Source organism: Pseudomonas sp. 1121_17, assembly GCF_052850745.1.
Genome location: NZ_VXCX01000001.1, coordinates 441138 through 463246, shown reverse-complemented (window position 1 = coordinate 463246; position 22109 = coordinate 441138). Strand labels below are relative to the sequence as shown.

18 protein-coding genes and 1 pseudogene are annotated in these 22109 nt (G+C 61.7%); 6 read left to right on the top strand and 13 right to left on the bottom strand.

The features are described 5' to 3' along the window. Positions 1 to 10: 10 nt before the first annotated feature. Positions 11 to 2251: a TonB-dependent siderophore receptor gene (locus FW789_RS02135; protein ID WP_186699416.1), complete on the bottom strand. Its 2241-nt coding sequence runs from the start codon at positions 2249 to 2251 to the stop codon at positions 11 to 13. A gap of 223 nt (positions 2252 to 2474) precedes the next feature. Beyond that, positions 2475 to 4415, bottom strand: a complete 1941-nt coding sequence (locus FW789_RS02130) for a methyl-accepting chemotaxis protein (RefSeq protein WP_446430817.1) — start codon at positions 4413 to 4415, stop codon at positions 2475 to 2477. 249 nt (positions 4416 to 4664) lie between these two features. On the opposite strand from FW789_RS02130, the gene FW789_RS02125 reads away from it, so the two are divergent. Then, on the top strand, positions 4665 to 5945 hold the full coding sequence (locus FW789_RS02125; RefSeq protein WP_207073005.1) for a Y-family DNA polymerase: 1281 nt from the start codon (positions 4665 to 4667) through the stop codon (positions 5943 to 5945). Positions 5946 to 5947: 2 nt separating this feature from the next. Here FW789_RS02125 and FW789_RS02120 read toward each other — a convergent pair whose 3' ends face one another. Then, positions 5948 to 6379, bottom strand: coding sequence for a LexA family protein (locus FW789_RS02120; protein ID WP_186699422.1), 432 nt, complete (start codon positions 6377 to 6379; stop codon positions 5948 to 5950). Between the two features lie 102 nt (positions 6380 to 6481). On the opposite strand from FW789_RS02120, the gene FW789_RS02115 reads away from it, so the two are divergent. Further along, positions 6482 to 7189 (top strand): SOS response-associated peptidase family protein, encoded by a 708-nt coding sequence (locus FW789_RS02115; protein ID WP_186699424.1) that lies wholly within the window; start codon positions 6482 to 6484, stop codon positions 7187 to 7189. 40 nt (positions 7190 to 7229) lie between these two features. Here the strand turns inward: FW789_RS02115 and FW789_RS02110 are convergent, their stop codons facing one another. The 8 genes and pseudogenes from FW789_RS02110 to FW789_RS02075 all read right to left on the bottom strand — a co-directional run bounded on the left by FW789_RS02110 (position 7230) and on the right by FW789_RS02075 (position 14616). Further along, positions 7230 to 7439, bottom strand: a complete 210-nt coding sequence (locus FW789_RS02110; RefSeq protein ID WP_103438003.1) for a formate dehydrogenase subunit delta — start codon at positions 7437 to 7439, stop codon at positions 7230 to 7232. Further along, on the bottom strand, positions 7436 to 10321 hold the full coding sequence (gene fdhF, locus FW789_RS02105; RefSeq protein WP_103438004.1) for a formate dehydrogenase subunit alpha: 2886 nt from the start codon (positions 10319 to 10321) through the stop codon (positions 7436 to 7438). Before fdhF ends, FW789_RS02110 begins: the two co-directional genes overlap by 4 nt. Further along, entirely contained in the window at positions 10318 to 11871 is a 1554-nt protein-coding gene (locus tag FW789_RS02100) for a formate dehydrogenase beta subunit (RefSeq protein ID WP_446430816.1), read from the bottom strand. The genes fdhF and FW789_RS02100 overlap by 4 nt, the downstream gene beginning before the upstream one ends. Next, a complete protein-coding gene (locus FW789_RS02095; RefSeq protein WP_103438819.1) occupies positions 11865 to 12350 on the bottom strand; it encodes a formate dehydrogenase subunit gamma in 486 nt (161 codons plus the stop codon). Before FW789_RS02095 ends, FW789_RS02100 begins: the two co-directional genes overlap by 7 nt. Positions 12351 to 12699: 349 nt before the next feature. Further along, a complete protein-coding gene (locus FW789_RS02090; protein WP_103438006.1) occupies positions 12700 to 12996 on the bottom strand; it encodes a DUF3077 domain-containing protein in 297 nt (98 codons plus the stop codon). Positions 12997 to 13092: 96 nt separating this feature from the next. After that, a pseudogene (locus FW789_RS02085) lies at positions 13093 to 13275 on the bottom strand (hypothetical protein); the annotation flags it as partial. 406 nt (positions 13276 to 13681) lie between these two features. Then, positions 13682 to 14329, bottom strand: coding sequence for a hypothetical protein (locus FW789_RS02080; RefSeq protein WP_446430815.1), 648 nt, complete (start codon positions 14327 to 14329; stop codon positions 13682 to 13684). Further along, positions 14326 to 14616: a hypothetical protein gene (locus FW789_RS02075; protein WP_446430814.1), complete on the bottom strand. Its 291-nt coding sequence runs from the start codon at positions 14614 to 14616 to the stop codon at positions 14326 to 14328. Before FW789_RS02075 ends, FW789_RS02080 begins: the two co-directional genes overlap by 4 nt. A gap of 350 nt (positions 14617 to 14966) precedes the next feature. Here FW789_RS02075 and FW789_RS02070 point away from each other — a divergent pair, with 350 nt between their 5' ends. The 4 genes from FW789_RS02070 (at position 14967) to FW789_RS02055 (ending at position 20096) form a co-directional block, all read left to right on the top strand. Then, positions 14967 to 15530 carry a type 1 glutamine amidotransferase domain-containing protein gene (locus FW789_RS02070; RefSeq protein ID WP_340611710.1) on the top strand — a complete coding sequence of 188 codons (564 nt, stop codon included), beginning with the start codon at positions 14967 to 14969 and terminating at the stop codon, positions 15528 to 15530. A gap of 404 nt (positions 15531 to 15934) precedes the next feature. Then, on the top strand, positions 15935 to 16945 hold the full coding sequence (dusA, locus tag FW789_RS02065; protein ID WP_446430813.1) for a tRNA dihydrouridine(20/20a) synthase DusA: 1011 nt from the start codon (positions 15935 to 15937) through the stop codon (positions 16943 to 16945). A 244-nt stretch (positions 16946 to 17189) separates the two neighbouring features. Then, on the top strand, positions 17190 to 18116 hold the full coding sequence (tal, locus tag FW789_RS02060) for a transaldolase (protein ID WP_101321150.1): 927 nt from the start codon (positions 17190 to 17192) through the stop codon (positions 18114 to 18116). Between the two features lie 102 nt (positions 18117 to 18218). Beyond that, positions 18219 to 20096 carry an alkaline phosphatase D family protein gene (locus FW789_RS02055; protein WP_186699532.1) on the top strand — a complete coding sequence of 626 codons (1878 nt, stop codon included), beginning with the start codon at positions 18219 to 18221 and terminating at the stop codon, positions 20094 to 20096. 34 nt (positions 20097 to 20130) lie between these two features. On the opposite strand, the gene rssC is transcribed toward FW789_RS02055, so the two are convergent. Beyond that, positions 20131 to 20613 (bottom strand): anti-sigma factor antagonist RssC, encoded by a 483-nt coding sequence (gene rssC / locus FW789_RS02050; protein WP_101321154.1) that lies wholly within the window; start codon positions 20611 to 20613, stop codon positions 20131 to 20133. Next, on the bottom strand, positions 20610 to 21794 hold the full coding sequence (gene rssB / locus FW789_RS02045; RefSeq protein ID WP_186699535.1) for a two-component system response regulator RssB: 1185 nt from the start codon (positions 21792 to 21794) through the stop codon (positions 20610 to 20612). Before rssB ends, rssC begins: the two co-directional genes overlap by 4 nt. Between the last annotated feature and the right edge of the window lie 315 nt (positions 21795 to 22109).

Sequence of the window (22109 nt, the reverse complement as noted above, 5' to 3'; positions counted from 1 at the left end):
TGCCGATCGATCAGAACGAAATATTCAACGAGGCAAACACGGCGCGCCCAGGCTGGTTATAGGTGTTGGCGCCGGAACTGCTGGCGTTGCCGCCGCGCAGGATCTGCTTGTCGAAGACGTTGTTCACGCCCACGCGCACATCGTAGTTCTGGTTGAATTTGTAGCCGGTGCTGATATCCACCAGGCCGTAGGCTTCCACATCCTGCTGTGCTTCCAGGTCGTAGTCCTGCTGGGTGCGGTAGTTGTAGCTTGGCGATTTCTGCTTGCCGAAGTAGGTGCCGGCGAGCTGGAACGACAGCTTGTCGGTGGCGCGCCAGTCGAGGGTGGTATTGACCGTGTACTCGGGGATCACCGACAGCGGCTCGCCGGTTTCACGGTTGTCGTTGTCGAGCATCCAGGTCAGGTTGGTGTTCCAATCGAGCGTCGGGCTCAGCTCGATGAAGAAGTTGCCCTCGATGCCTTCGACCCGCGCTTCGCCGGCGTTTTCCCACTGGGTAACGCGACGGCCACTGTTGATCGCATAGATCACGTCGGTGCCACCGATGATCTTGTTCTGGTAGTCGTTACGGAAGTACGTCGCACTGGTGCGCCAGGTGCCGCGGTCGTACTGCAGGCCGATTTCCTTGTTGACGCTGATTTCCGGCTTGAGGTCGCTGTTGCCCTGCAGGTAGCAGCCACCGGAGTTGGTCTGGCCGACGCTGCAACCGTTGCCGCGGCTGTACAGCAGGTAGTTGGAGTTGTACTGGTACAGGTTCGGCGTTTTGTAGGCACGGGCAATGCCGCCCTTGACGGTCAGCGCCTCGGTCAGCTTGTGCGACAGGTTCAGGCTTGGGCTGAGGTTGTCACCGAAGGCTTCGTGGTGATCCAGGCGCAGCCCGGGGGTGACGGTGGTGTCGCCGATGATGACGTTGTCTTCGACGAACAGCGCGTAGCTCTTGGCAGTCATCTTCGAGTTGCTGCGATCAAAGCCACTGATCGCATCGCCGCCGCTGCCGCTCGGGTCGAAGCTCTGCGGGCGGAACGAGCCCTGGTCGTTGAGACTCTCGTACAGGTATTCGCCGCCCAGGGTCAGCACGTGTTCGGTGCTGCCCATGGCGAACGGCAGGTTGACCTCACTGGTCAGGCGCGTGTTGCGCAGCCGCGACATAGCCGCACCACTGTCGTTGATCGCGCCTTCCGGGCCACCGGCGAGGCCTTCGTTGAGGCGCCAATTGCGCACGTACTCGTAGGCCAGCACGGTCTTGCTGGTGCCCCAGCTGAAGTCGCCCAGGTGGGTCAGGTCGTAGGTGCTGCGCTGCATGATGTTGGTCTCCTTGCCGTACAGGCTGGAGATCAGATCAACGTTGCCGCCGCCGTTGCTGTTCATGGTGTCGCCGGCGTAGATGTTGCCTTGGCGGCTGTAACCGCTACTCATCTCGAGGCGATGCTCGTCGTTGAGCTTCCAGCTCAGCAGGCCGTTGATGTCTTTGTTGCGCACCCCTTCGCGGCCGCCTACGAGGGCACTGTTGGCCGCGTCGGCATTGATGTCGAGGTCATCGGCATCGGTCTTGGCCAGGCCGCCGAACAGACGGAAGCCAAGGTTTTCGGTCAGGCCACCGCTGAGGTTGAAGTTGGTCCGCCGGCTCATGCCCTCGGCGCTGTCTTCCGGCAGCTGGGTGTAGACGTTGACGTTGCCCTTGAACTCATCGGTCGGACGCTTGGTAATGATGTTGACCACCCCACCCATGGCCCCGGAGCCGTAACGCGCCGCCGCCGGGCCCCGCAGGATCTCGATGCGCTCGACCGCTTCGGCCGGCACCCAGTTGGTCTCGCCGCGGGTATCGCGATCGCCGTTCCAGCCGTAGCGCACGGCGTTGCGCGCATTGGACGGCTTGCCGTCGATCAGGATCAGGGTGTTTTCCGGGCCCATGCCACGCAGGTCGATCTGGCGGTTGTTGCCACGCGCGCCGCTGGCGCTGTTGCCGGTCAGATTGACCCCAGGCTCGCGGCGGATGATGTCGGACAGGTCATTGGCGGGCGGGCGGCGCTTGATGTCTTCTTCGGTAATGATCGACGAACCGAGCGCCTGACGCGCCTCACGTTCGGCGGTAACCAGAGTGTCCTGGATGATCAGTGCATTGCTGTCGAGCGGGACGTCCAGCACCTCGGCGTTTTGCTGCTCGTCGGCGTGAGCCGGCGCGACCAGCAGTGCTGGTGTGGCCAGGGCAACAAAAGCCAGGGCCAGGCCATTGGGTGAGGTTCTGGATTGCATCGACACATCTCCTGATCATGGGCAAATGCCAACCCCGACCAGGAAACCGAAGAGCCCACACCCTCCGGCCTCTCAAGCAGTACTTGGGGGGCCAATAGGGATGTGGAATATAATGATTCTCAAATGACTTTAAATCTTATTTACGAAATTTACAGATTGGGTGGGGAACTTGAACATTTTGGGGCCGCGTAGTGCCCCCAAAATCTGTCAGACCACCAAGATGTCAGGACTTGAACCGCCCAACCAACCCATTCAACTCCTGCGACAGCTGCGACAACCGCCCGGAGTCAGCCTGCGCCGAACTGGCCAGGCCCTCGACCAGCTGCGCTTCGTCATAGATCTGCTGAATATGCCGGTTGATCTCTTCGGCAACGCTGTGCTGCTCCTCCGCCGCTGCGGAAATCTGCAGGTTCTGGTCGCGGATTTCGTTGACCGACAACTGAATCCCTTCAAAGCTGTCGCGCGCACTCTCGATCGACGACACGCTGGCCCGCGACAGATCCAGGCAGCTGTCCATCTTCTCCGAGACCTCTGCAGTCTTGCTGCCGAGGGTATTGAGCAGCAGGTCGATTTCGCCCGTGGAGTCAGCGGTACGCTTGGCCAGCGCGCGCACTTCATCGGCCACCACGGCAAAGCCGCGGCCCTGATCACCGGCGCGGGCAGCTTCGATCGCAGCGTTCAACGCCAGCAGGTTGGTCTGCTCGGCAATGGCGCGGATGGTGCCGAGGATCTGGTTGATGCTGCGACTGCCCTGCTCCAGCTCGACCATCGCCTGGGACGACTCGCTCAAGCGCATGCCGAGGCGGTTGACGTTGGCGGTGGTCTGCTCGATCTGTTGCTTGCCCTCAGCGACACGGCGGTGGCCGTTTTCGGCAGCATCGGCAGCGCTGCTGCACGAGCGCGCAACTTCGTTGGCGGTGGCGACCATCTCGTTGAATGCAGTGGACACCAGTTCGACTGCTTCGCGCTGACGCCCGGCGGCTTCGTTCATGTTGCTCGCCACCTCGCTGTTGACCCGCGAAGCGTCCTCAAGATTGCTCGACGCAGCGCCGATGCGCTGGATCAGCTGGCGAATCGCCGCCAGGAACTTGTTGAACCAGCCGGCCAGCTCGGCGGTTTCATCCTTGCCCTGCACCTGCAGATCTCGGCGCAGGTCACCCTCGCCTTCGGCGATCGACTGCAAGCCGGTGCTGACCTGGCCGATGGGCTTGACGATCAGCTTGGAGAACGCCGCCGCGATCACCGCAAACACCAGCGCAAGCAAGATGACGATGACTGCCGTGAGATAGCTCATGCGCGTGGCAGCAGCCATCACTTCCTGCTTCTCGATCAGGCCGACAAAGCGCCAGCCCAGGCCTGGCGAAGTCCATACGTTGGCCATGTAGTTGACGCCATCGATCTCGACTTCAGTCGAGCCCTGCGCGGTCGCTGCCAGATGCGCGTAAGGCTCGCCAAGGTCCTTGAGCTGCTTGAAACTGTGGCTGGCGTCGCGTGGGTCGACCAGCACCGTGCCGTCTTCGACCAGCATCACGTAACCGCTGTCGCCGAGCTTGATGCTCTTGATCAGCTCGGTGAGGTTTTTCAGCGAGACGCTGACGACGAACACACCCTTGGGCTTGCCGTCGTCATCGAGCAATGCCCGCGCAGTGCCGACCAGCGCCACATCGTCCTTGTCGTAGTAATAGGCAGCGGTGCGCACGGTCTTGTTCGGGCTGGCCATGGCCGCCTTGTACCAAGGCCGCGTGCGCGGATCGTAGTTGGCAAGCTTGGGATCATCCGGCCATTTCGCGTAACTGCCGTCTTCCAGGCCGATGGACAGAATCGCCGCGGCCGGGTGAGTCGAACCATAGCGGGCGAATTGATCAATGACCTGCTGCGCTGCTGCCGGCATTGGCTGACTGGCGGCGTCGGTACTGGTGTACTGTTTTAAAGTACTTACTGAAGTGTATACAGGATCAGCGGACAGTTGATCGACGTTTTGTGTAGTAGCATCAAAGAACTGACGCATGTTGCCGTCTATCTGGCGGATTTCCCGCGTGCTGCCATCGACAAACTGTTCAAGTGCATCGGCGCGGATATTCAGCACCGATATAACCCCGACCACGCTGACTGGGATAAAGGCTACCGAGACGAAGGCAAGGATCAATTTGGTTTTTATTTTCACTGTCACGACCATCCATGTAGGGCGGGGGCAAATGGCCGCTGCTGGGCAGTAGTGGCGACCTGCTACTCACACTGTTTCGGCCGCACGGATCTATATCTTTAGCCAATCTCCTGTACACAATTTAACTGGCGATTGTTGTTGATCCACTAGTCAACTTTACCGACGACCCCGGGCCGGTGGTCGCCGCCAGCTTGACCGGATTAAACCGCAACTGTTTACTGTATGCATATACAGCTAAAACAAGCCGCCATGCCACCCTCCACCTCACCCGTATTCGCCCTGATTGACTGCAACAGCTTCTACGCCAGCTGCGAACGGGTGTTCCGCCCCGACCTGGTACGCACGCCGATCGTGGTACTGAGCAACAACGACGGTTGCGTCATTGCCCGCAGCGCCGAGGCCAAGCAATGGGTAAAGATGGGCCAGCCGTACTTCCAGGTGCGGGATGTACTACGCCGTCATGGCGTGGTCGCGTTCTCGTCCAACTACGCCTTGTACGGCGACATGAGCCAGCGGGTGATGACGGTGATCGAAGGTATGGTCCCAGCTTGCGAGGTGTACTCCATCGACGAAGCCTTCGCCGACCTCAGCGGCGTGCCAGGCGACCTTGAGCAACTGGGCCGGGACATCCGCGAGCGGGTGCTCAAGTACACCGGCATCCCGGTCGGGGTTGGCATCGCCGGCACCAAGACCCTGGCCAAGCTGGCCAATCACGCGGCCAAGCGCTGGACCGCGCAAACCGGCGGCGTCTACGACATGCGCGACCCGGTACGGCGCGACTGGGTGCTGAAAAAGTGCCAGGCCTCAGACGTCTGGGGTATCGGCCCGCGCATGGCGGCGCACCTGACCGCGCTGAACATCCGCAGCGCCTGGGACCTGGCCCAGGCCGACCCGTGGAGCCTGCGCAAGCAGTTCAGCGTGGTAGTTGAAAAAACCGCCCGCGAATTGTCCGGCACGCCCTGCCTGGAACTGCAGGCGCAGGAGCCGCCGCGCCAGGAAATCTGCTGCAGCCGCATGTTCGGCGAGCGGGTCAGCGAGTTGCAACCGATCAGGCAGGCGGTGGCGACCTACGTCATGCGCGCCACCCAGAAACTGCGCGCGCAACGCTCGCTGGCGCGCAAGCTGCGGGTGAGCATCCGCACCGGCATGTTCAACCCCGAAGAAGCCAAGTACGCCAGCGGCGTAGTGGTGCAACTGCCCTACCCCACCGACGACGTACGGCTGCTTACGCGCATGGCGCTGGAGGCCGTAGACACGATCTTTCGTCCAGGCTTTCGCTACAGTAAGGCCGAGGTGTTGTTGATGGACCTGTGCCAACCGGGAGAGTTTTCAGATGACCTGTTCGCCCCCAGACAATCGCCGACTTGTGATCGCCTGATGCAGGTGATGGATGACATAAACGGGCGCTGGGGCGCGGGCACCATGCGCGCGGCCAGTGTGCCAGCGGCACCGGATTGGGAGATGCGCCGCGAGTTGATGAGCCAGAGTTTCACCACCCAATTCAATGCACTCTGGCGTGCCCGATCTTGAACTCAAGCCTTGGGATCGTGGCTGCGCACGCTGAAGGTGACCACGCCCCAGATCGCCAGCTCGTCGCCCTCGAGGATATACCGCGGGGCAAAGCGCGGGTTGTCCGAACGCAGCACCACCTGCCGGCCGACCCTGTGCAGCCGCTTGCACAATGGCTCGCCATTGACGGCGGCGATCACCACATGGCCGTGCTGGGCTTCGATCGAGCGATCGACCAGCACCAGGTCGCCATCGAAGATGCCCGCGTCCTGCATGCTGTCGCCGTCTATTCTCACCAGGTACATATGCGGCGCGCGCAGGTTGAACAGCTCGTCCAGCGAGATCGGCTGCTCCATGTGGTCCGCCGCAGGCGAGGGAAAGCCTGCCGGCACGCTGAACAGATAGCGTGACAGCGCGCCTGCGCTGGCTGCGATGGGGCCAAGGATGGTAGTCATGGGGCACGCCTTGCAATTAAACTGTACGGATATACAGTTAATCGGGCGCCACGGCTTTGGTCAATTTCGGCGTAGGAAATTTCGACAAGTGGGAGACCTGCAATGTGCGGACGCTTTGTTCAGTCGCAAGGCCTGGCCGATTATCTGCGCGAGCTGGACGCCGAGCAGGATGTCATCAGTGGCTACGACAACGTGCCGATCGACCGCTACAACGTCGCCCCGGGCAGCCGTGTACTGATCCTGCACAACGCCGCCGAAGGCCTGCGCATCGACCCGTGTCATTGGGGCTGGGCGCCGTTCTGGGCCACCGGCAAACGCCCAGCGCCGATCAATGCACGGGTCGAGACGGTGACTACCGGCAAGTTCTTTCAACCGCTGTGGCCGCAAGGCCGGGCACTGGTGATGGCCGATGGTTGGTATGAATGGGTGGTCGACCCGGCCGACCCCAAGCGCAAGCAGCCGTATTTCATCCGTTTGAAAAGCCAGGCGCCTATTTTCATGGCAGCGTTGGCGCAGGTGCAAGCCGGGCTTGAGCCGAACGAGGGCGATGGCTTCGTGATCATCACCGCGGCCAGTGATGAGGGCATGCTCGATATCCACGACCGCCGCCCGCTGGTGCTGGCGCCGGAACAGGCACGTGCCTGGCTCGACCCGCAATTGCCCGCTGAGCAGGCTGAACGGCTGGCCCGTGAGCAGTGCTTGCCGGTGGCTGATTTCGAGTGGTTTGCGGTCAGCAAAGACGTAGGCAACATGCGCAATGAAGGTGCCCAGTTGCTGGTGCTGGAAACAGTGCAAGGAACGCTGTTCTAGGCAGAGGCAGCGGCTGGACGCCGCTGCCTGCCTCCTCTGGTCAACCCTCCGCGAGGGCCTCACGCACCAGACCGTCCACACCCTCATCGGGATGTGCCTGCATCCACTCGACGATCTGTTTGCGCATCAGCGGGGTCCAGAAGCTGTGAATATGCTGGCGTACCCCCTGCACCGCCAGCGTCCGGTTGGGCTCGCTGTCAAAGTAATGGGCGATCTGGTTGGCCATTTTGACCAGACTGTCGACACTCATCGGCGTACCTCGGCAGTTTCCTGTTGCTCGCTGTTGCGCCGCTCCTGCAGCAGGCGCCGTTGTTCGTCACTGAACGCCTGATAACGCTGCTGCCATTGCGACGGCTGCGATACACGCACCACCTCCACCGCCGTAACCTTGTACTCGGGGCAGTTGGTGGCCCAGTCGGAGTTGTCGGTGGTGATGACGTTGGCGCCCGACTCGGGGAAGTGGAAGGTGGTGTACACCACCCCCGGCGCAACCCGGGTACTGACCTGAGCACGCAGCACCGTCTGCCCGGCGCGGCTGCCAATACCGACCCAATCGCCCTCGACAATGCCGCGGCTTTCGGCATCGCTTGGGTGAATCTCAAGCCGGTCCTGGGCATGCCAGGCGACGTTTTCGGTACGCCGTGTCTGCGCGCCGACGTTGTACTGGCTGAGGATGCGGCCAGTGGTCAGCAGCAGCGGGTAACGGCTGTTGACCTTCTCGTCGGTAGGCACGTAGCCGGTCAGCATGAAGCGGCCCTTGCCGCGCACGAACTGGTCGATGTGCATGGTCGGCGTGCCGTCTGGCGCCGCTTCGTTGCACGGCCATTGCAGGCTGCCATGGCGCTCCAGTTCGCTGTAGCTGACGCGGTGGAAGCTCGGCGTCAGCCGGGCGATCTCGTCCATGATCTCTGACGGATGACGGTAGTTCATCGGGTAGCCGAGGGCATTGGCCAGGGCCATGGTGCCTTCCCAGTCGGCCTTGCCGGCCAACGGCTGCATGACCTTGCGCACCCGCGAAATACGCCGTTCGGCGTTGGTGAAGGTGCCATCTTTTTCAAGGAACGAACTGCCCGGCAGGAACACGTGAGCAAACTTGGCCGTCTCGTTGAGGAAGATATCCTGCACCACCACGCATTCCATCGCCCGCAGCGCGGCCGTCACGTGCTGGGTGTTGGGATCGCTCTGGGCGATGTCTTCGCCTTGGCAGTACAGCGCCTTGAAGCTGCCATCCAGCGCCGCCTCGAACATGTTGGGGATGCGCAGGCCTGGGTCAGGCTGCAGGGTCACACCCCAGGCCTGCTCGAACTCGGCACGCACGGTGGCATTGGAGATGTGCCGATAACCGGGCAGCTCATGCGGGAACGAGCCCATGTCACACGAGCCCTGGACGTTGTTCTGCCCACGCAGTGGGTTCACCCCTACCCCTTCACGGCCGATGTTGCCAGTGGCCATAGCCAGGTTGGCGATGCCCATCACTGCGGTGCTGCCTTGGCTGTGCTCGGTCACGCCGAGGCCGTAGTAGATGGCCGCGTTGCCAGCGCCGGCATACAGCCGGGCTGCCGCACGGATCTGCTCGGCCGGTACGCCACAGGTCGGGCCAAGGGCTTCGGGGGCGTTCTCCGGCAGGCTGACAAAGTCGCGCCAGCGAGCGAACTCCGGCCCTTCACAGCGGGCATCGATAAAGCCCTGATCAAGTAGCCCTTCGGTAACGATCACATGGGCAAGTGCGTTGAGCATGGCCACGTTGGTGCCGGGGCGCAGTTGCAGGTGCAGCTCGGCGCGGGCATGCGGCGAGTCGACCAGATCGATCCGCCGAGGGTCGATGACGATTAGTTTGGCGCCTTCACGCAGGCGGCGTTTGAGCTGCGAGCCAAACACCGGGTGCGCGTCGGTTGGGTTGGCACCGATCACCAGGATCACGTCGGCCTGCATCACCGAGTCAAAGCTCTGGGTGCCAGCGGATTCGCCCAAGGTCTGTTTGAGGCCATAACCGGTCGGCGAATGGCAGACACGTGCACAGGTGTCGACGTTGTTATTGCCGAACGCCGTGCGCACGAGTTTCTGCACCAGATAGGCTTCTTCGTTGGTGCAGCGGCTGGAGGTGATGCCGCCGATCGAGTCGCGCCCGTACTTGAGCTGAATGCGGCGCAGCTCGCTGGCTGCGTAGGTGACCGCCTCGTCCCAACTGACCTCTTGCCACGGGTCGTCAATGTGCTTGCGAATCATTGGTTTGGTGATGCGGTCCGGGTGGGTCGCGTAACCCCAGGCGAAGCGGCCTTTGACACAGGCATGGCCGTGGTTGGCGCCGCCGTTCTTGTCCGGGACCATGCGCACCAGCTGGTCGCCTTTCATCTCGGCGCGGAATGAGCAGCCCACGCCGCAATAGGCGCAAGTGGTGATCACCGCACGTTCTGGCTGGCCAAGTTCGACCAGGCTTTTTTCAGTCAGGGTTGCGGTTGGGCAGGCCTGCACGCAGGCGCCGCACGACACGCACTCGGAGGTGAGGAAGTCACTACCGCCAGCCGCCGCTACTCGCGAGTCGAAACCGCGACCGGTAATGGTCAGAGCAAAGGTGCCCTGAATGTCTTCACAGGCGCGCACACAGCGGCTGCAGACAATGCACTTGCTCGGTTCGTAATTGAAATATGGGTTGGACAGGTCCTTGGCGTCGGCAAGGTGGTTGGCGCCTTCGTAGCCATAACGCACCTCACGCAGGCCAACCTGGCCGGCCACGGTCTGCAACTCGCAGTTGCCGTTGGCCGAGCAGGTCAGGCAGTCCAGCGGGTGATCGGAGATGTACAGCTCCATCACATTGCGGCGCAGGTCGGCCAGGCGTGGCGTCTGCGTGCGCACCACCATGCCCTCGGTGACCGGTGTGGTGCACGACGCCGGGTAACCGCGCATGCCGTCGACTTCAACCATGCACATGCGGCACGAGCCAAAGGCTTCGAGGGTATCGGTGGCACACAGTTTGGGGATGTTGGTGCCGAGCAACGCGGCGGCGCGCATCACTGAGGTGCCAGCGGGCACGCTGATGGCGCGGCCGTCGATATTCAGGCTGACCTGTACCTGGCTTTCACGCGCGGGGGTGCCGAGGTCGGCATCACTGGCGGGGTCGAAATAATTGATCATTGGGCGGCCTCCGGGCTGGCCAGACCGAAGTCGGCAGGGAAGTGCTTGAGGGCGCTGGCCACGGGATATGAAGTCATCCCGCCCATGGCGCATAGCGAGCCGAATTGCATGGTGTCGCACAGGTCGTGCAGCAGGTTGGCCTGGTCGGCGCGATAGGCCGGGTCGCTGCTGGCGATCAAGCGGTCGACCACCTCCATGCCGCGGGTCGAACCGATTCGGCACGGGGTGCACTTGCCGCAGGATTCTTCAGCGCAGAACTGCAAGGCAAAGCGCGCCATGTTGGCCATGTTCAGGGTGTCATCAGCGACGACCACACCGCCGTGGCCGATCATCGCGCCAAGCGCGGCGAACGCTTCGTAGTCCAGCGGCGTATCGAACTGGCTCGGCGGCACCCAAGCGCCCAATGGCCCGCCGACCTGAGCGGCTTTCAGCGGACGCCCGCTGGCAGTGCCACCGCCGTAGCCTTCGACCAGCTCGCGCAAGGTCAAGCCAAATGCACGTTCGACCAGGCCGCCATAGCGCACATTACCCGCCAGCTGGAACGGCAAGGTGCCCAGCGAACGGCCCATGCCGAAGTCGCGATAGAACTGCGCGCCCTTGGCCATGATGATCGGCACCGAGGCCAGGGTGAGCACGTTGTGCACCAGCGTCGGCTGGCCGAACAGGCCTTCGAGCGCCGGCAGTGGCGGCTTGGCGCGGACGATGCCGCGCTTGCCTTCGAGAGATTCGAGCAGCGCGGTTTCTTCACCGCAGATATACGCGCCAGCGCCGACCCGCACCTCCAGGTCGAACGCCACACCGCTGCCGGTGGTATCCAGATAGCCCGCCTCACGGGCCAGCAACACCGCCTCGTTGAGCGCGTGGACGGCATCCGGATATTCCGAACGCACGTAGATGTAGCCCTTGCTGGCACCCACCGCCAGCCCGGCAATGATCATGCCTTCGATCAGCAGAAACGGATCACCCTCCATCAGCATGCGGTCGGCAAACGTCCCCGAGTCGCCCTCGTCGGCGTTGCATACCACGTACTTCTGCACCGCCGGAGCATCGCGTACCGTGCGCCATTTGATCCCCGCCGGAAACGCCGCGCCGCCCCGCCCGCGCAGGCCAGAATCGAGCACTGCCGCGACCACCTCTGCCTGCTCCAGCAACGCAGCTTTGGCCAGGCCTTCGAAGCCGCCGTGGTTGCGGTAATCGTCCAGCGACAGCGGCCGGGTGATGCCGGCACGGGCGAACAGTAAACGCTGCTGACTGCTCAGATACGGGATCTGCTCGACCAGGCCCAGCGCCAACGGATGCTCAGCCGGCGCCGCCGTCAATGCCTCGAACAGGCCCGCGACATCTTCGGCAGCCACCGGCCCAAAGCCTTGCCGGCCTGATGGAGTTTCCACCTCAAGCAATGGCTCCAGCCAGTACAGCCCGCGCGAGCTGGTGCGGTGAATCTGTACCTCGACCTGCCGCCGTTGCGCCTCGGCGCTGAGCGCGTCGGCCAACTGATCGGCGCCCACTGCACGCGCCACCGAGTCGCAGGGAACAAAGAGCTTCAGCATGGCTTCACCTCCTGCAGGCAGCCGCTTACCAGCGCGCTCAAGCGCTCCGGCGTCAGCCGCGCATGCACCTGGCCATCCAGTTCCAGCGCTGGCGAACAGGCGCAGGCCCCCAGGCAATACACCGGTCGCAGGCTCACTGCGCCGTCGGCACTGGTGCCGTGATCATCCAGCCCCAACTGCTCGCGCAACTGCGCCGCCAGCGTCTCGGCGCCACGGCTCTTGCAGGATTCGGCCCGGCACAGGCGCAGGATATGCCGCGCTGGCGGCGCGGTACGGAAGTCATGGTAGAAGGTGATCACCCCGCGCACCTCAGCCTGGCTGAGATTCAGTGCATGGGCGATATCCGGCACGGCGGCATCGGGGATATACCCAACGCCGGCCTGGATCGCATGCAGGATCGGCAACAGCGCGCCGGGGGTTTCACGGTGGTGATCCAGCACACGCTGGATCACGGGCAGGTCAAGCGTCTCATCAGACATACAGCGGACCTCGGCGTCGCGAGCGCAGGCAATACCTGCGCCCGACGTGTTCTGCTGCGGCGCACCGGCCACGTCACGGTTGCGTGGTCGCCGAGCACCTCCTTGCCCACGGCCGCGCATCTACGTGCACTGGCGTCGAGGGCATCCTGACAGCATGGCACTCCTGCCAGTACAGGGATGTGCGCCAGCGACCAGACGTATCCTGAAACCGACCTTATGACTGACAGCGCAACGCCAGCCCAACACGGTAGGGGTAGGAGCGGCCTCGTGTCGCGAAAGGGGCGCGTAGCGCCCCCAGGCTTTCTCCCTGACAAAAACCTTGAAAGGTTGCCCCGCAAACCGGCTTCACTCAGGCCGCTAAAAGTTTCTTGTTAATGCCCATATGCGCATCGTCCATCAGCGCTTTAGCCATTTCACCAAGAAAGTAGGAGGCCCAAATCAGTGCAGGCTCATTGTCCATAACGCCAATAAACGAGGCCCTACGAGCGCTATCCATCAACACCGATGCCTGCGCCAAGGCGTGGTCACAACAGTTACCCGCCTCTACCCGAAACAGCCGCTTGCCCATAATGGCGCCTTCCAGGCAAGTCGCTGAGCCGACGGTCAGGCCCAGCCTGCCGATGCGGTCTAGCGGTTCTTTGTCCATGTGTAATCCTCCGGCTTGGCTGATTCAGTGCAACGTCGGCTTGCTCGGCTCATCGAAGCGTTGTAGCTGCGTGAGAGCCGTATCCACCAAAGCTCAGGCGGTTTCGAGCTCATGCATGATGGTCAGCATCATGATCGAGCCGGGCGTGCGCGGCAGGAGCAAGGCAGATTGATGGGCCACCGTCAGTGCGCACAGGACGTAATCTGCGGCTTGGATCAGGGTGTCTTCGAGGGCGTTGAGGGAGTTGGGATGGGGTGGGTCGGGGACGATCTTAATCATGTCGACTTCTCCTGCGTGGGGAAAGCCAGACACCTGTCCTTTGCAGAGGATGGGTGGCGGCTACGTACAGGCTGCAAAGCCGGGGCAGAAGAAGGAAACCCGGTAGGTCCGAAAACCTCCCATACGCAGCCACCATAAAGCGCAACCGCCAGCATGAATTCATGCAGACAGCCTGGTGGTGATTCCTTCCTCTCTGGCTCGGGTTTGCAGACCCGTTCGCTGATTTCGCAGCGACAGGGCGAGACTAGGAGGTTGGAGATACCACCGCAATGGCGAAAAAGCGGTAATAGGATGATTCGGAAATGGACTACAGGGAAGAGCGAAAATCTGATTAATTCACGTAGGACGGAGGGACGATATGCAACAAACTAAGACAGGCGTTCATATCGTCGGGGCTGAGATTGAATCAGCCCGCGAGATACACAAGCTTGCGCAATTCCCCAATCACCTCAGGGTCCCGTACCTCATGAACATCCGCCCGAATCCGCGCAATCACTGATTTGAGCAGCTCGGTCTGGCTCATCTGCGTGCGTTGCAGCAATGCGAGAAAATCCTCGGCAATATGCGGATTGATCTTCATCGACAGCCGCCGCGTTGCAGCCGGTGCCGCCAGCGCCCGTTCACGCAGCTGCTCATCCAACGCAAGAACAAACGCCTCATGAGCAGACTGCAGCCCGGCGGCATCGTCAGCCTGCGCCAGCGCCTGAAAGTAGTAGCCCAGGAAGATCTTGCGCAGATTCACCCCCGCATCGCTGCTGACCTCATGCATCGCCGCATCCAGCACATCCAGGTAAAACGCAGGCAAGCGCGCCTCGATAGACTTGAGCTGCTGCTTGCGCGCTTCACGGATAGCCGGCGTGGATTGCGGCGGGATCGCCACGACCGTTTCGCATCCGCTGCAGACACCCACAAGAATGTCTCGCGCCTGACCCTGGCCGTCGCTGAATGGTACGTCGCGGCGCCTGTAAACAAACCCCACCAGAGCTTGGCAGTGCTCGCACAGCGCCCTGCCGGTGTCGCCTTCAAAATGGATCTGCATGATCTGGATACTCACTGATGAACGCTGAGGAACCAGGTGTCTGGCTCGATGAAATAAAACTTGATGTACCAACCGTGCCGCTTCAGCACATGAACCATGATCTCGGGCGCCATGTGGTGCGCGCTGCAGCTGTGGTGAGCGCCGCTGCATGAACGGATCACTTCGATGACTGTACGTGCCGACACTGCACCCATCGCCAGCAGATTCTTGATCGCGATGTCACCCCGGGCCGCATGCAGATAACTGCCTGTCTCGAGCGCCGCAATTACCGCGCGCTTTGCCGCTTTGAAACTGTTGTCCATAGTCATCCTTGACCGATACGAAAATTATCGTACATTCTTGCAGTTTGGTCCAGTCCGCCTGTAGAGCGGAGCGACCAATGGTCGTCCACCGCAAAAACAGATGCGCACACCTTGGAATGACTATGGCAGGCCCGCGTGCCAGAGCCCTTGCCGTACCGTTACCAGCCTTTACCCGAGTTTGCACAATGTGTCCGGCTACTGATCGCCACCGCCCCATTCAGGCGCACCCGGTACCCGCGTGAATCCAGCTGAACTTTCGAAACCACCCTGCCCTCCCATTTTTACGTGTCGGGCAAAAGCATCGACCGAACCATTTCCATCACCTTGATCGAGAGGACCGAGAGACCACCATGAGTAATCAACTGGCAGGTAGAAAGGTACTGTTCATCACCGCAAACACCGGCATTGAACGCGATGAGCTGGTCAAACCGCTGGAAGCGCTGAAGGCTCACGGAGCTGAAGTCACCCACGGGTCGAGCGAAGGCGGCACCACCCAGACGTTCGTTGGCGACACCGAGAAGGATCGCACCGTCGAGTCCCAGACCGCTCTGGCTGGGCTCAAGGCGGCAGACTTTGATGCGCTTGTGATTCCAGGCGGCACGGTCAATGCCGATACGCTGCGATTGGACGAGAACGCTCAGCGCCTGGTGAAGGAGTTCGCCGATGCGGGCAAGGTAATCGCTGCGATCTGCCATGGCCCTTGGGTGTTGATCAATGCCGGGGTTATTCCGGGCAAGACCCTCACCTCGTACCCCAGCGTTAGGCTTGACCTTGAAAATGCCGGGGCTGAAGGTTGGGTAGATGCTGAGGTGAAACAATGCGAGGCCAATGGCTGGACCTTGATTACCTCGCGGACGCCGAAGGACATTCCTGCCTTCAATGACGCTATCGCTGCGGCGATTGAAGGGAAATAAGGTACGCACAGATGGCAGCCCGCGCGGGTTGCCATCAATCCCTGCTCGTTTTCCCGCCATAGACGGCTGATAAAGTCATATGGCACTCGTCCGATCGGATGCATGCTCCAGCGCCCGTTGAACTGCCAAGGGCGCAAATGCCATTTTTCGTAATCACTTCACCTCTAGTCGCCTCGTTCGAGCCCTGTCAGGGTGATCGCGGGCGAAACTGCGGGCTTCTTGGTAGACTACGGCATCCTTCCAGGCTGGTAAGGGCGATGCAGCTAACCGATCCGTCAGCCTTATTATTTGCTCTCATTGTTGCCATCTCGACGGAGCCGGCGCGCCCAGCAGTGGAACCGCTCTCTCCGCTGTCATAACAAGGCGCCTACTCGTAGAAATGGTACGGACATGCGTAGACCAGAATGCCCCTAGAATCAGCCTCAAACCCACAAACCACGCGCTCTGAGCCGTCCCGCAGCTTCAGCGTTGCTCCCATGATGGACTGGACCGACCGCCACTGCCGGTACTTCCTGCGCCTGCTCTCCCAGCACACCCTGCTCTACACCGAAATGGTCACCACCGGCGCTCTGCTGCACAACGACGCCGACCGTTTCCTGCGCCATGACGTCTCCGAGCACCCGCTCGCCCTGCAACTCGGCGGCAGCAACCCCGCCGACCTGGGCGCATGCGCAAAACTCGCGCAGGCAGCAGGCTACGATGAGGTCAACCTCAACGTCGGCTGCCCAAGCGACCGGGTGCAGAACAACATGATCGGCGCCTGCCTGATGGCCCATCCGGCGTTGGTCGCCGATTGCGTCAAGGCAATGCGCGATGCGGTTTCAACGCCGATCACGGTCAAGCACCGGATCGGCATCAACGGCCGCGATAGCTACGCCGAGCTGTGCGACTTCGTTGGCCAGGTGCGTGACGCCGGCTGCCGCAGCTTTACCGTACACGCGCGGATCGCGATTCTCGAGGGCCTCTCGCCCAAGGAAAATCGCGATATCCCGCCGCTGCGCTATGACGTTGCCGCGCAGCTCAAGGCCGACTTCCCCGACCTGGAAATCATCCTCAACGGCGGCATCAAGACGCTGGATGAATGCCGCACTCATCTGCAGACGTTCGATGGCGTGATGCTCGGCCGCGAGGCCTATCACAACCCGTACTTGCTGGCCGAGGTCGACCAACAGTTGTTTGGCAGCACCGCGCCGGTAGTCACCCGCAGCGAGGCGATGGTGCGCCTGCGGCCTTACATCGTCGCGCACATCGAAAGCGGCGGTGCGATGCATCACATCACTCGGCATATCCTCGGCCTCGGCCAGGGCTTCCCAGGGGCGCGGCGGTTCCGGCAGTTGCTGTCGGCAGACATCCACAAGACCGACCAACCGCTGGCGGTGCTGGATCAGGCGGCCGAGCTGCTGCAGGGCCGTTGAGCCGTCAGGCGGGACTGGATGGAACCCTGAGCACGACTACGACTCGAATGTGCAGACTTTCTTCAGCGCTGGGGCTGCGGTTCGCCGTCGGCCCCTGAGCTAACCCGCCGCCCCTCGCGTTTGGCCCTGCCTGATCAAGGTTTCGCGCTATTTCACGAGGGGCATGCTCGGCCTGCCCTGACGCCCCTTGAGCGCTGCTCCGGGCTCGGGTAATGTCGAGCCATTGCACAGGACAGAGCACGCCATGACTTCCAAGCTGGAACAACTCAAGCAGTTCACCACCGTGGTCGCCGACACTGGCGATCTGGATGCCATCACCCGGCTGCAGCCGGAAGATGCCACCACCAACCCTTCGCTATTGCTCAAGGCTGCTGGTATTGCTGGCTATGCCGACTTGCTCAAGCAGGTGAAGGCGGATGCCAAAGGCGATGTTGGCCTTGCCTGTGACAAGTTCTCGGTGGCGGTAGGTAGCGGGATCCTTAAAGTCATCCCGGGGCGGATTTCGACCGAGGTCGACGCGCGCTTGTCGTTTGACGAAGATGCGCTGCTGGCCAAGGCGCGCCAACTGATTGCACTGTATGACGCAGCCGGTGTTGGCCGTGATCGGGTGCTGATCAAACTGGCGTCGACCTGGGAAGGTATCCGTGCTGCCGAGAAGCTGGAGAAGGAAGGCATCCAGACCAACCTGACCCTGCTGTTCTCCTTCGCTCAGGCGCAGGCCTGTGCCGACGCTGGGGTATTCCTGATTTCGCCATTCGTTGGGCGTATCTACGACTGGTACAAGAAGAGCACCGGCAAAGAATATGTCGGCGCTGACGATCCGGGCGTGCAGTCGGTAACCCGTATCTACGACTACTACAAAACCAACGGCTACAACACTGTGGTGATGGGCGCGAGCTTCCGCAATATCGGCCAAATCGAGCATCTGGCCGGCTGCGACCGGCTGACCATCAGCCCTGAGCTGCTGCAGCAGCTGAGCGAAGACCACGGCGAGCTGCCGCGCATCCTCAAGCCTGGCAATGCCGGTGAAGCCAAGCAGCAGCTGAATGAAAGCCAGTTCCGCTGGGCGATGAACGAGGACGCCATGGCCACCGAGAAGCTGGCCGAGGGTATTCGCCAGTTCGCCCGCGATCAGGAGAAGCTGGAAGCGCTGATGGCCGACAAGGCTTGATACAAATCTGCGCGTAAGCAACAGGCGGGAAATGCCGAGCATTTTCCGCCGTTTTTTTGCCTGTGAGATAATCCCCGGCTTGACCGAGCTGTTGAGTTGTCGATGACGCCCTCCCCCGAATCGTTACCCCTTGTCCTCGCTGGCCCGGTACTGCGCCGCCTGGAGCCTCAGCGCCTGGCGATCTGGCTGGTTGGATCGCAACCGCTGCAGCTGGACTTCGTCCTTGAACACCCCGGTGTCACTGCTCAAATTAATTGCCAGACCGTGCCCATCGGCAGGTCGGCTTTTATCCACCTGCTGGATATCCGTTTCGACACCGCGCTGCCGTTTGACGTGACCCTCGAATACGACTTGCTGCTCGATTCGGGCGAAGGCATTGCCAGCTGGGCGCCGCACCTGCTCTACCCCGGCGCCAGCCGACCGAGCCTGGTGCTGCGTGAGCGCATCGACCAACTGCTGCATGGCTCCTGCCGCAAGCCTCATCACCCGGCGGCCGATGGCCTGCTCTGCGCCGACCGTTTGCTGCAAGCGAACCCAAATCCGGAGCAGCGGCCTGCGGTACTGATGATGACCGGCGACCAGGTTTACGCCGACGATGTCGCCGGGCCGATGCTGCGTGCGATTCACAGTTTGATCGAGCGCTTGGGGTTGTTCGAGGAAAGCCTGGAAGGTGCGCTGGTCGCTGACAGCGCCGAGCTCTACGGCCACCCTGCCTGTTATTACCACCGCGCCGATCTGCTGCCCGCACAGGAAGGTAACGAGACCCTGCGTGAGCGCTTCTTTGGCGGCAAGCGCAAGCCGATTTTCTCCTCCAGCAACGCTGACAACCATCTGGTGACCTTCGCCGAGGTGATGGCGATGTACCTGCTGGTGTGGTCACCAACGCCTTGGAGCCTGGTGCAGATGGACATGCCGGCGGGGCTGACCGACAAGCGCCAGGCGCGCTATCAGGAAGAGCTGCCGCTGATCGAGGGCTTTGCCGCAGGGCTCGGTCAGGTCGCTCGGGTCATGGCGCACTTGCCGTGCCTGATGATTTTCGATGACCACGACATCACCGATGACTGGAACCTGTCGGCGCAGTGGGAAGAGACCGCTTATGGCCATCCGTTCTCGCGGCGGATCATCGGCAACGCCCTGCTCGGCTACCTGCTCTGCCAGGGCTGGGGCAACGACCCGGACAGTTGCACGCCACTGCTGGAACAGTACTGCAGCCTGGCCGAGCAACATCTGGCCAAGCAAGCGCAGGATGCACTGATTGGCGAGCTGCTGCGCTTTCAGGGCTGGCAGTTCAGCCTGCCGACCACCCCGCCGCTAGTGGTGCTGGACACCCGCACCCGGCGCTGGCGTAGCGAGAACAGCCTGAGCAAGCCTTCTGGCCTGCTCGACTGGGAAGCGCTGTGCGAGCTGCAGCAGGCATTGCTTGACCACCCTTCGGCGATCATCGTGTCACCGGCGCCGATCTTCGGCGTCAAGCTGATCGAGGCGGTGCAGCGGGTGTTCAGCTGGCTGGGTTATCCGCTGCTGGTCGACGCTGAAAACTGGATGGCGCACCGCGGCGCGGCGCAGGTCATCCTGAATATCTTCCGCCACTCGCGCACCCCGGGGCATTACGTGGTGCTGTCAGGCGACGTGCATTATTCGTTTGTCTATGAAGTGATGATCCGCCATCGCCAGCACAACCCGCACCTGTGGCAGGTCACCAGCAGCGGCATCAAGAACCAGTTTCCGCAGCGTTTGCTGGATGTGCTCGATCGGCTCAACCGCTGGCTGTATTCGCCGCGCTCGCCCCTGAACTGGTTTACCAAACGGCGCCTGATGGAAGTCGCACCACGCCTGCCGAGCCGCAGCAAGGCCGGCGAGCGGGTGTGGAACAGCGCGGGGCTGGGGCAGGTATTTTTCACCGCTGACGGCCAGCCGGAGCGAGTGTTCCAGCTCAATGCGGATGGCTCAGAGGCTAATGAGTTCTTGCGCGATCAGTGAGCGGCTGCGCTGATCAGTTCACCGCAGTCGAGGCTCAGGAGCGCTCGAGCGCGCTGACCAGGTCATGGAAGGCTTCACGATTGGAGTCGTTCAGGCCCATGAGGATGCGGTGTGCCTCAAGCACCTTGGAGCGTACAACCTCTTCGCTCTGGTCTTGCGACGGCAGGTCGGTCAGGCACTCTGGGCAGGGGATCGGCCGACCCACAATGTTGAACACCTGATCGAAGCCCATCGACTGCAGCAAGCGCGAGATATCCGGATTGGTGGTGACCACGGTCGGCAACAGACCCACCTTCTGCCGGGACAGAATGGACAATTTGGCCAACAGCCCAAGGGTGGTGCTGTCGATGCTTTCGGTTTCGGTCAGATCGATGACGATGGCCGAGAAATTCAGCGCAGTGAAGATTTTCTCGATCGTCGCATCCAAAGCCGAACACAAGGTCAGGCGTACTTCACCGACAAACTTCAGTACAAAGGTACCGCTTTGCTCGGCGAACTGGATTCTACCGGTACTCATTGAAGGTTCCTGCTTAACACCAATAGGGCGATATCATCCGGCATCTCCCCAAGCGTAGCCAATCCGAAACGTTGGCGCAGCCCATCCAGGCTACCCCCTGCTGCTTTGACGACCTCCGGCAACGCAGCCTCTTTATCTTTGAGCGTGTTACCGGGCAAAAGGTCCAGAATACCGTCCGACATCAGGCTGAGGCTGAACTGCGCGGGCAACTCGACCACCAGATCCTGATAGGTGGCCTCTTCGAACAACCCCACCGGCAAGCCGCGGCCTTCGAGGTAGCGCGTGTGCTCCGGGGTATACAGCACCGGCATTGGCAGGTGGCCGCCGACGGCGTAGGTCAAAAGGCCGGTGTCTTCATCGATGACGCCACCGACCATGGTCACATGCTTGCCCAGCTTGCAGTTGATCAGGCCACGGTTGATGTGACTGAGCACTTCCGAAGGCTTGAAATCGCGCATCTTGCCGCCACGCTTGAATTCGAACATCAGGCGGGTGGTCATGAATTTCAGCAGTACGGTCACGAACGCCGATGAAGCACCATGGCCGGATACATCGGCCAGGTAGAACGCGATACGCCGCTCATCCACGCGGAAGTAGTCGGCAAAGTCGCCCGACAGGTACAGCGACGGGATGATCTGGTGCTCGAAGGAGAACTCGCCGGCTACCCACGGGCTCTCGGGCAGCATGTTCATCTGCACCTGGCGCCCTGCGGTCTGGTCTTCCTGCAGCAGGTGCAGGCTGGCCTCGAGCTCGCGATTGGCGGTTTCCAGTTTGTCGCGATAGCGCTGGTTTTCGACCAGCAGGCGCGAGCGGTCAAGCGCACGGTGCACCGAGTGCTCCAGCACTGCCAGGTCCTCGAGCGGCTTTATCAGGTAATCATCGGCGCCCAGGCGCAGAGCCTCGACAGCGTCGCTCATGACACCGGCACCCGACACCACGATCACCGGCAACTGCGGGGCCACTTCGCTGATCCGACGGATCAACTCAAGGCCGCCCATCTGCGGCATGCGCAGATCGCAGATCACGAGATCGGGCTGGTGTTGTTCGAAGACCTGAAGCCCCTGCTGGCCATTGCCGGCCTGGAGGACGCTAAAGCCGCTGTCTTCGAGATACGCGGCGAGGCTCGCACGGACCACGTCGTCGTCATCGATAATCAGCAGCGTTGCACTGGTTTTCTGCATGTGGGCGAACGGCGCCGGATTAGGTTTGCGTAGGATCGTCGCAATTGCGCCTATCACTACTGGAATACTGTTTGGCTGCTCTACCTATAGAGTTGTAGGACAAGAACTCTTGTCCGGCAACAGCAGAGGTGCCCTGTCAGGCGCAGACGGTACTCCCATCCGCCGGGGGTTTCAAGCATGCGCGAGTCGGCTTGATTACACAGCGTTTGGCAAATTGCTGGTAGTTATAAGAAATGTGTTTGAGGTAACCCGATGGATGGTTGCAAGGCCCGTTGCGGGCCCAGCTTTGGGGCTGCTTTGCAGCCCCAGCTACCC

Coding starts and splice junctions, on each gene's coding strand:
- FW789_RS02135 (WP_186699416.1), bottom strand. CDS start 2,251: ATGCAATCCAGAACCTCACCCAATGGCCTGGCCCTGGCTTTTGTTGCC.
- FW789_RS02125 (WP_207073005.1), top strand. CDS start 4,665: ATGCCACCCTCCACCTCACCCGTATTCGCCCTGATTGACTGCAACAGC.
- FW789_RS02120 (WP_186699422.1), bottom strand. CDS start 6,379: ATGACTACCATCCTTGGCCCCATCGCAGCCAGCGCAGGCGCGCTGTCA.
- FW789_RS02115 (WP_186699424.1), top strand. CDS start 6,482: ATGTGCGGACGCTTTGTTCAGTCGCAAGGCCTGGCCGATTATCTGCGC.
- FW789_RS02110 (WP_103438003.1), bottom strand. CDS start 7,439: ATGAGTGTCGACAGTCTGGTCAAAATGGCCAACCAGATCGCCCATTAC.
- fdhF (WP_103438004.1), bottom strand. CDS start 10,321: ATGATCAATTATTTCGACCCCGCCAGTGATGCCGACCTCGGCACCCCC.
- FW789_RS02100 (WP_446430816.1), bottom strand. CDS start 11,871: ATGCTGAAGCTCTTTGTTCCCTGCGACTCGGTGGCGCGTGCAGTGGGC.
- FW789_RS02095 (WP_103438819.1), bottom strand. CDS start 12,350: ATGTCTGATGAGACGCTTGACCTGCCCGTGATCCAGCGTGTGCTGGAT.
- FW789_RS02090 (WP_103438006.1), bottom strand. CDS start 12,996: ATGGACAAAGAACCGCTAGACCGCATCGGCAGGCTGGGCCTGACCGTC.
- FW789_RS02075 (WP_446430814.1), bottom strand. CDS start 14,616: ATGGACAACAGTTTCAAAGCGGCAAAGCGCGCGGTAATTGCGGCGCTC.
- FW789_RS02070 (WP_340611710.1), top strand. CDS start 14,967: ATGAGTAATCAACTGGCAGGTAGAAAGGTACTGTTCATCACCGCAAAC.
- dusA (WP_446430813.1), top strand. CDS start 15,935: ATGCCCCTAGAATCAGCCTCAAACCCACAAACCACGCGCTCTGAGCCG.
- tal (WP_101321150.1), top strand. CDS start 17,190: ATGACTTCCAAGCTGGAACAACTCAAGCAGTTCACCACCGTGGTCGCC.
- FW789_RS02055 (WP_186699532.1), top strand. CDS start 18,219: ATGACGCCCTCCCCCGAATCGTTACCCCTTGTCCTCGCTGGCCCGGTA.
- rssC (WP_101321154.1), bottom strand. CDS start 20,613: ATGAGTACCGGTAGAATCCAGTTCGCCGAGCAAAGCGGTACCTTTGTA.
- rssB (WP_186699535.1), bottom strand. CDS start 21,794: ATGCAGAAAACCAGTGCAACGCTGCTGATTATCGATGACGACGACGTG.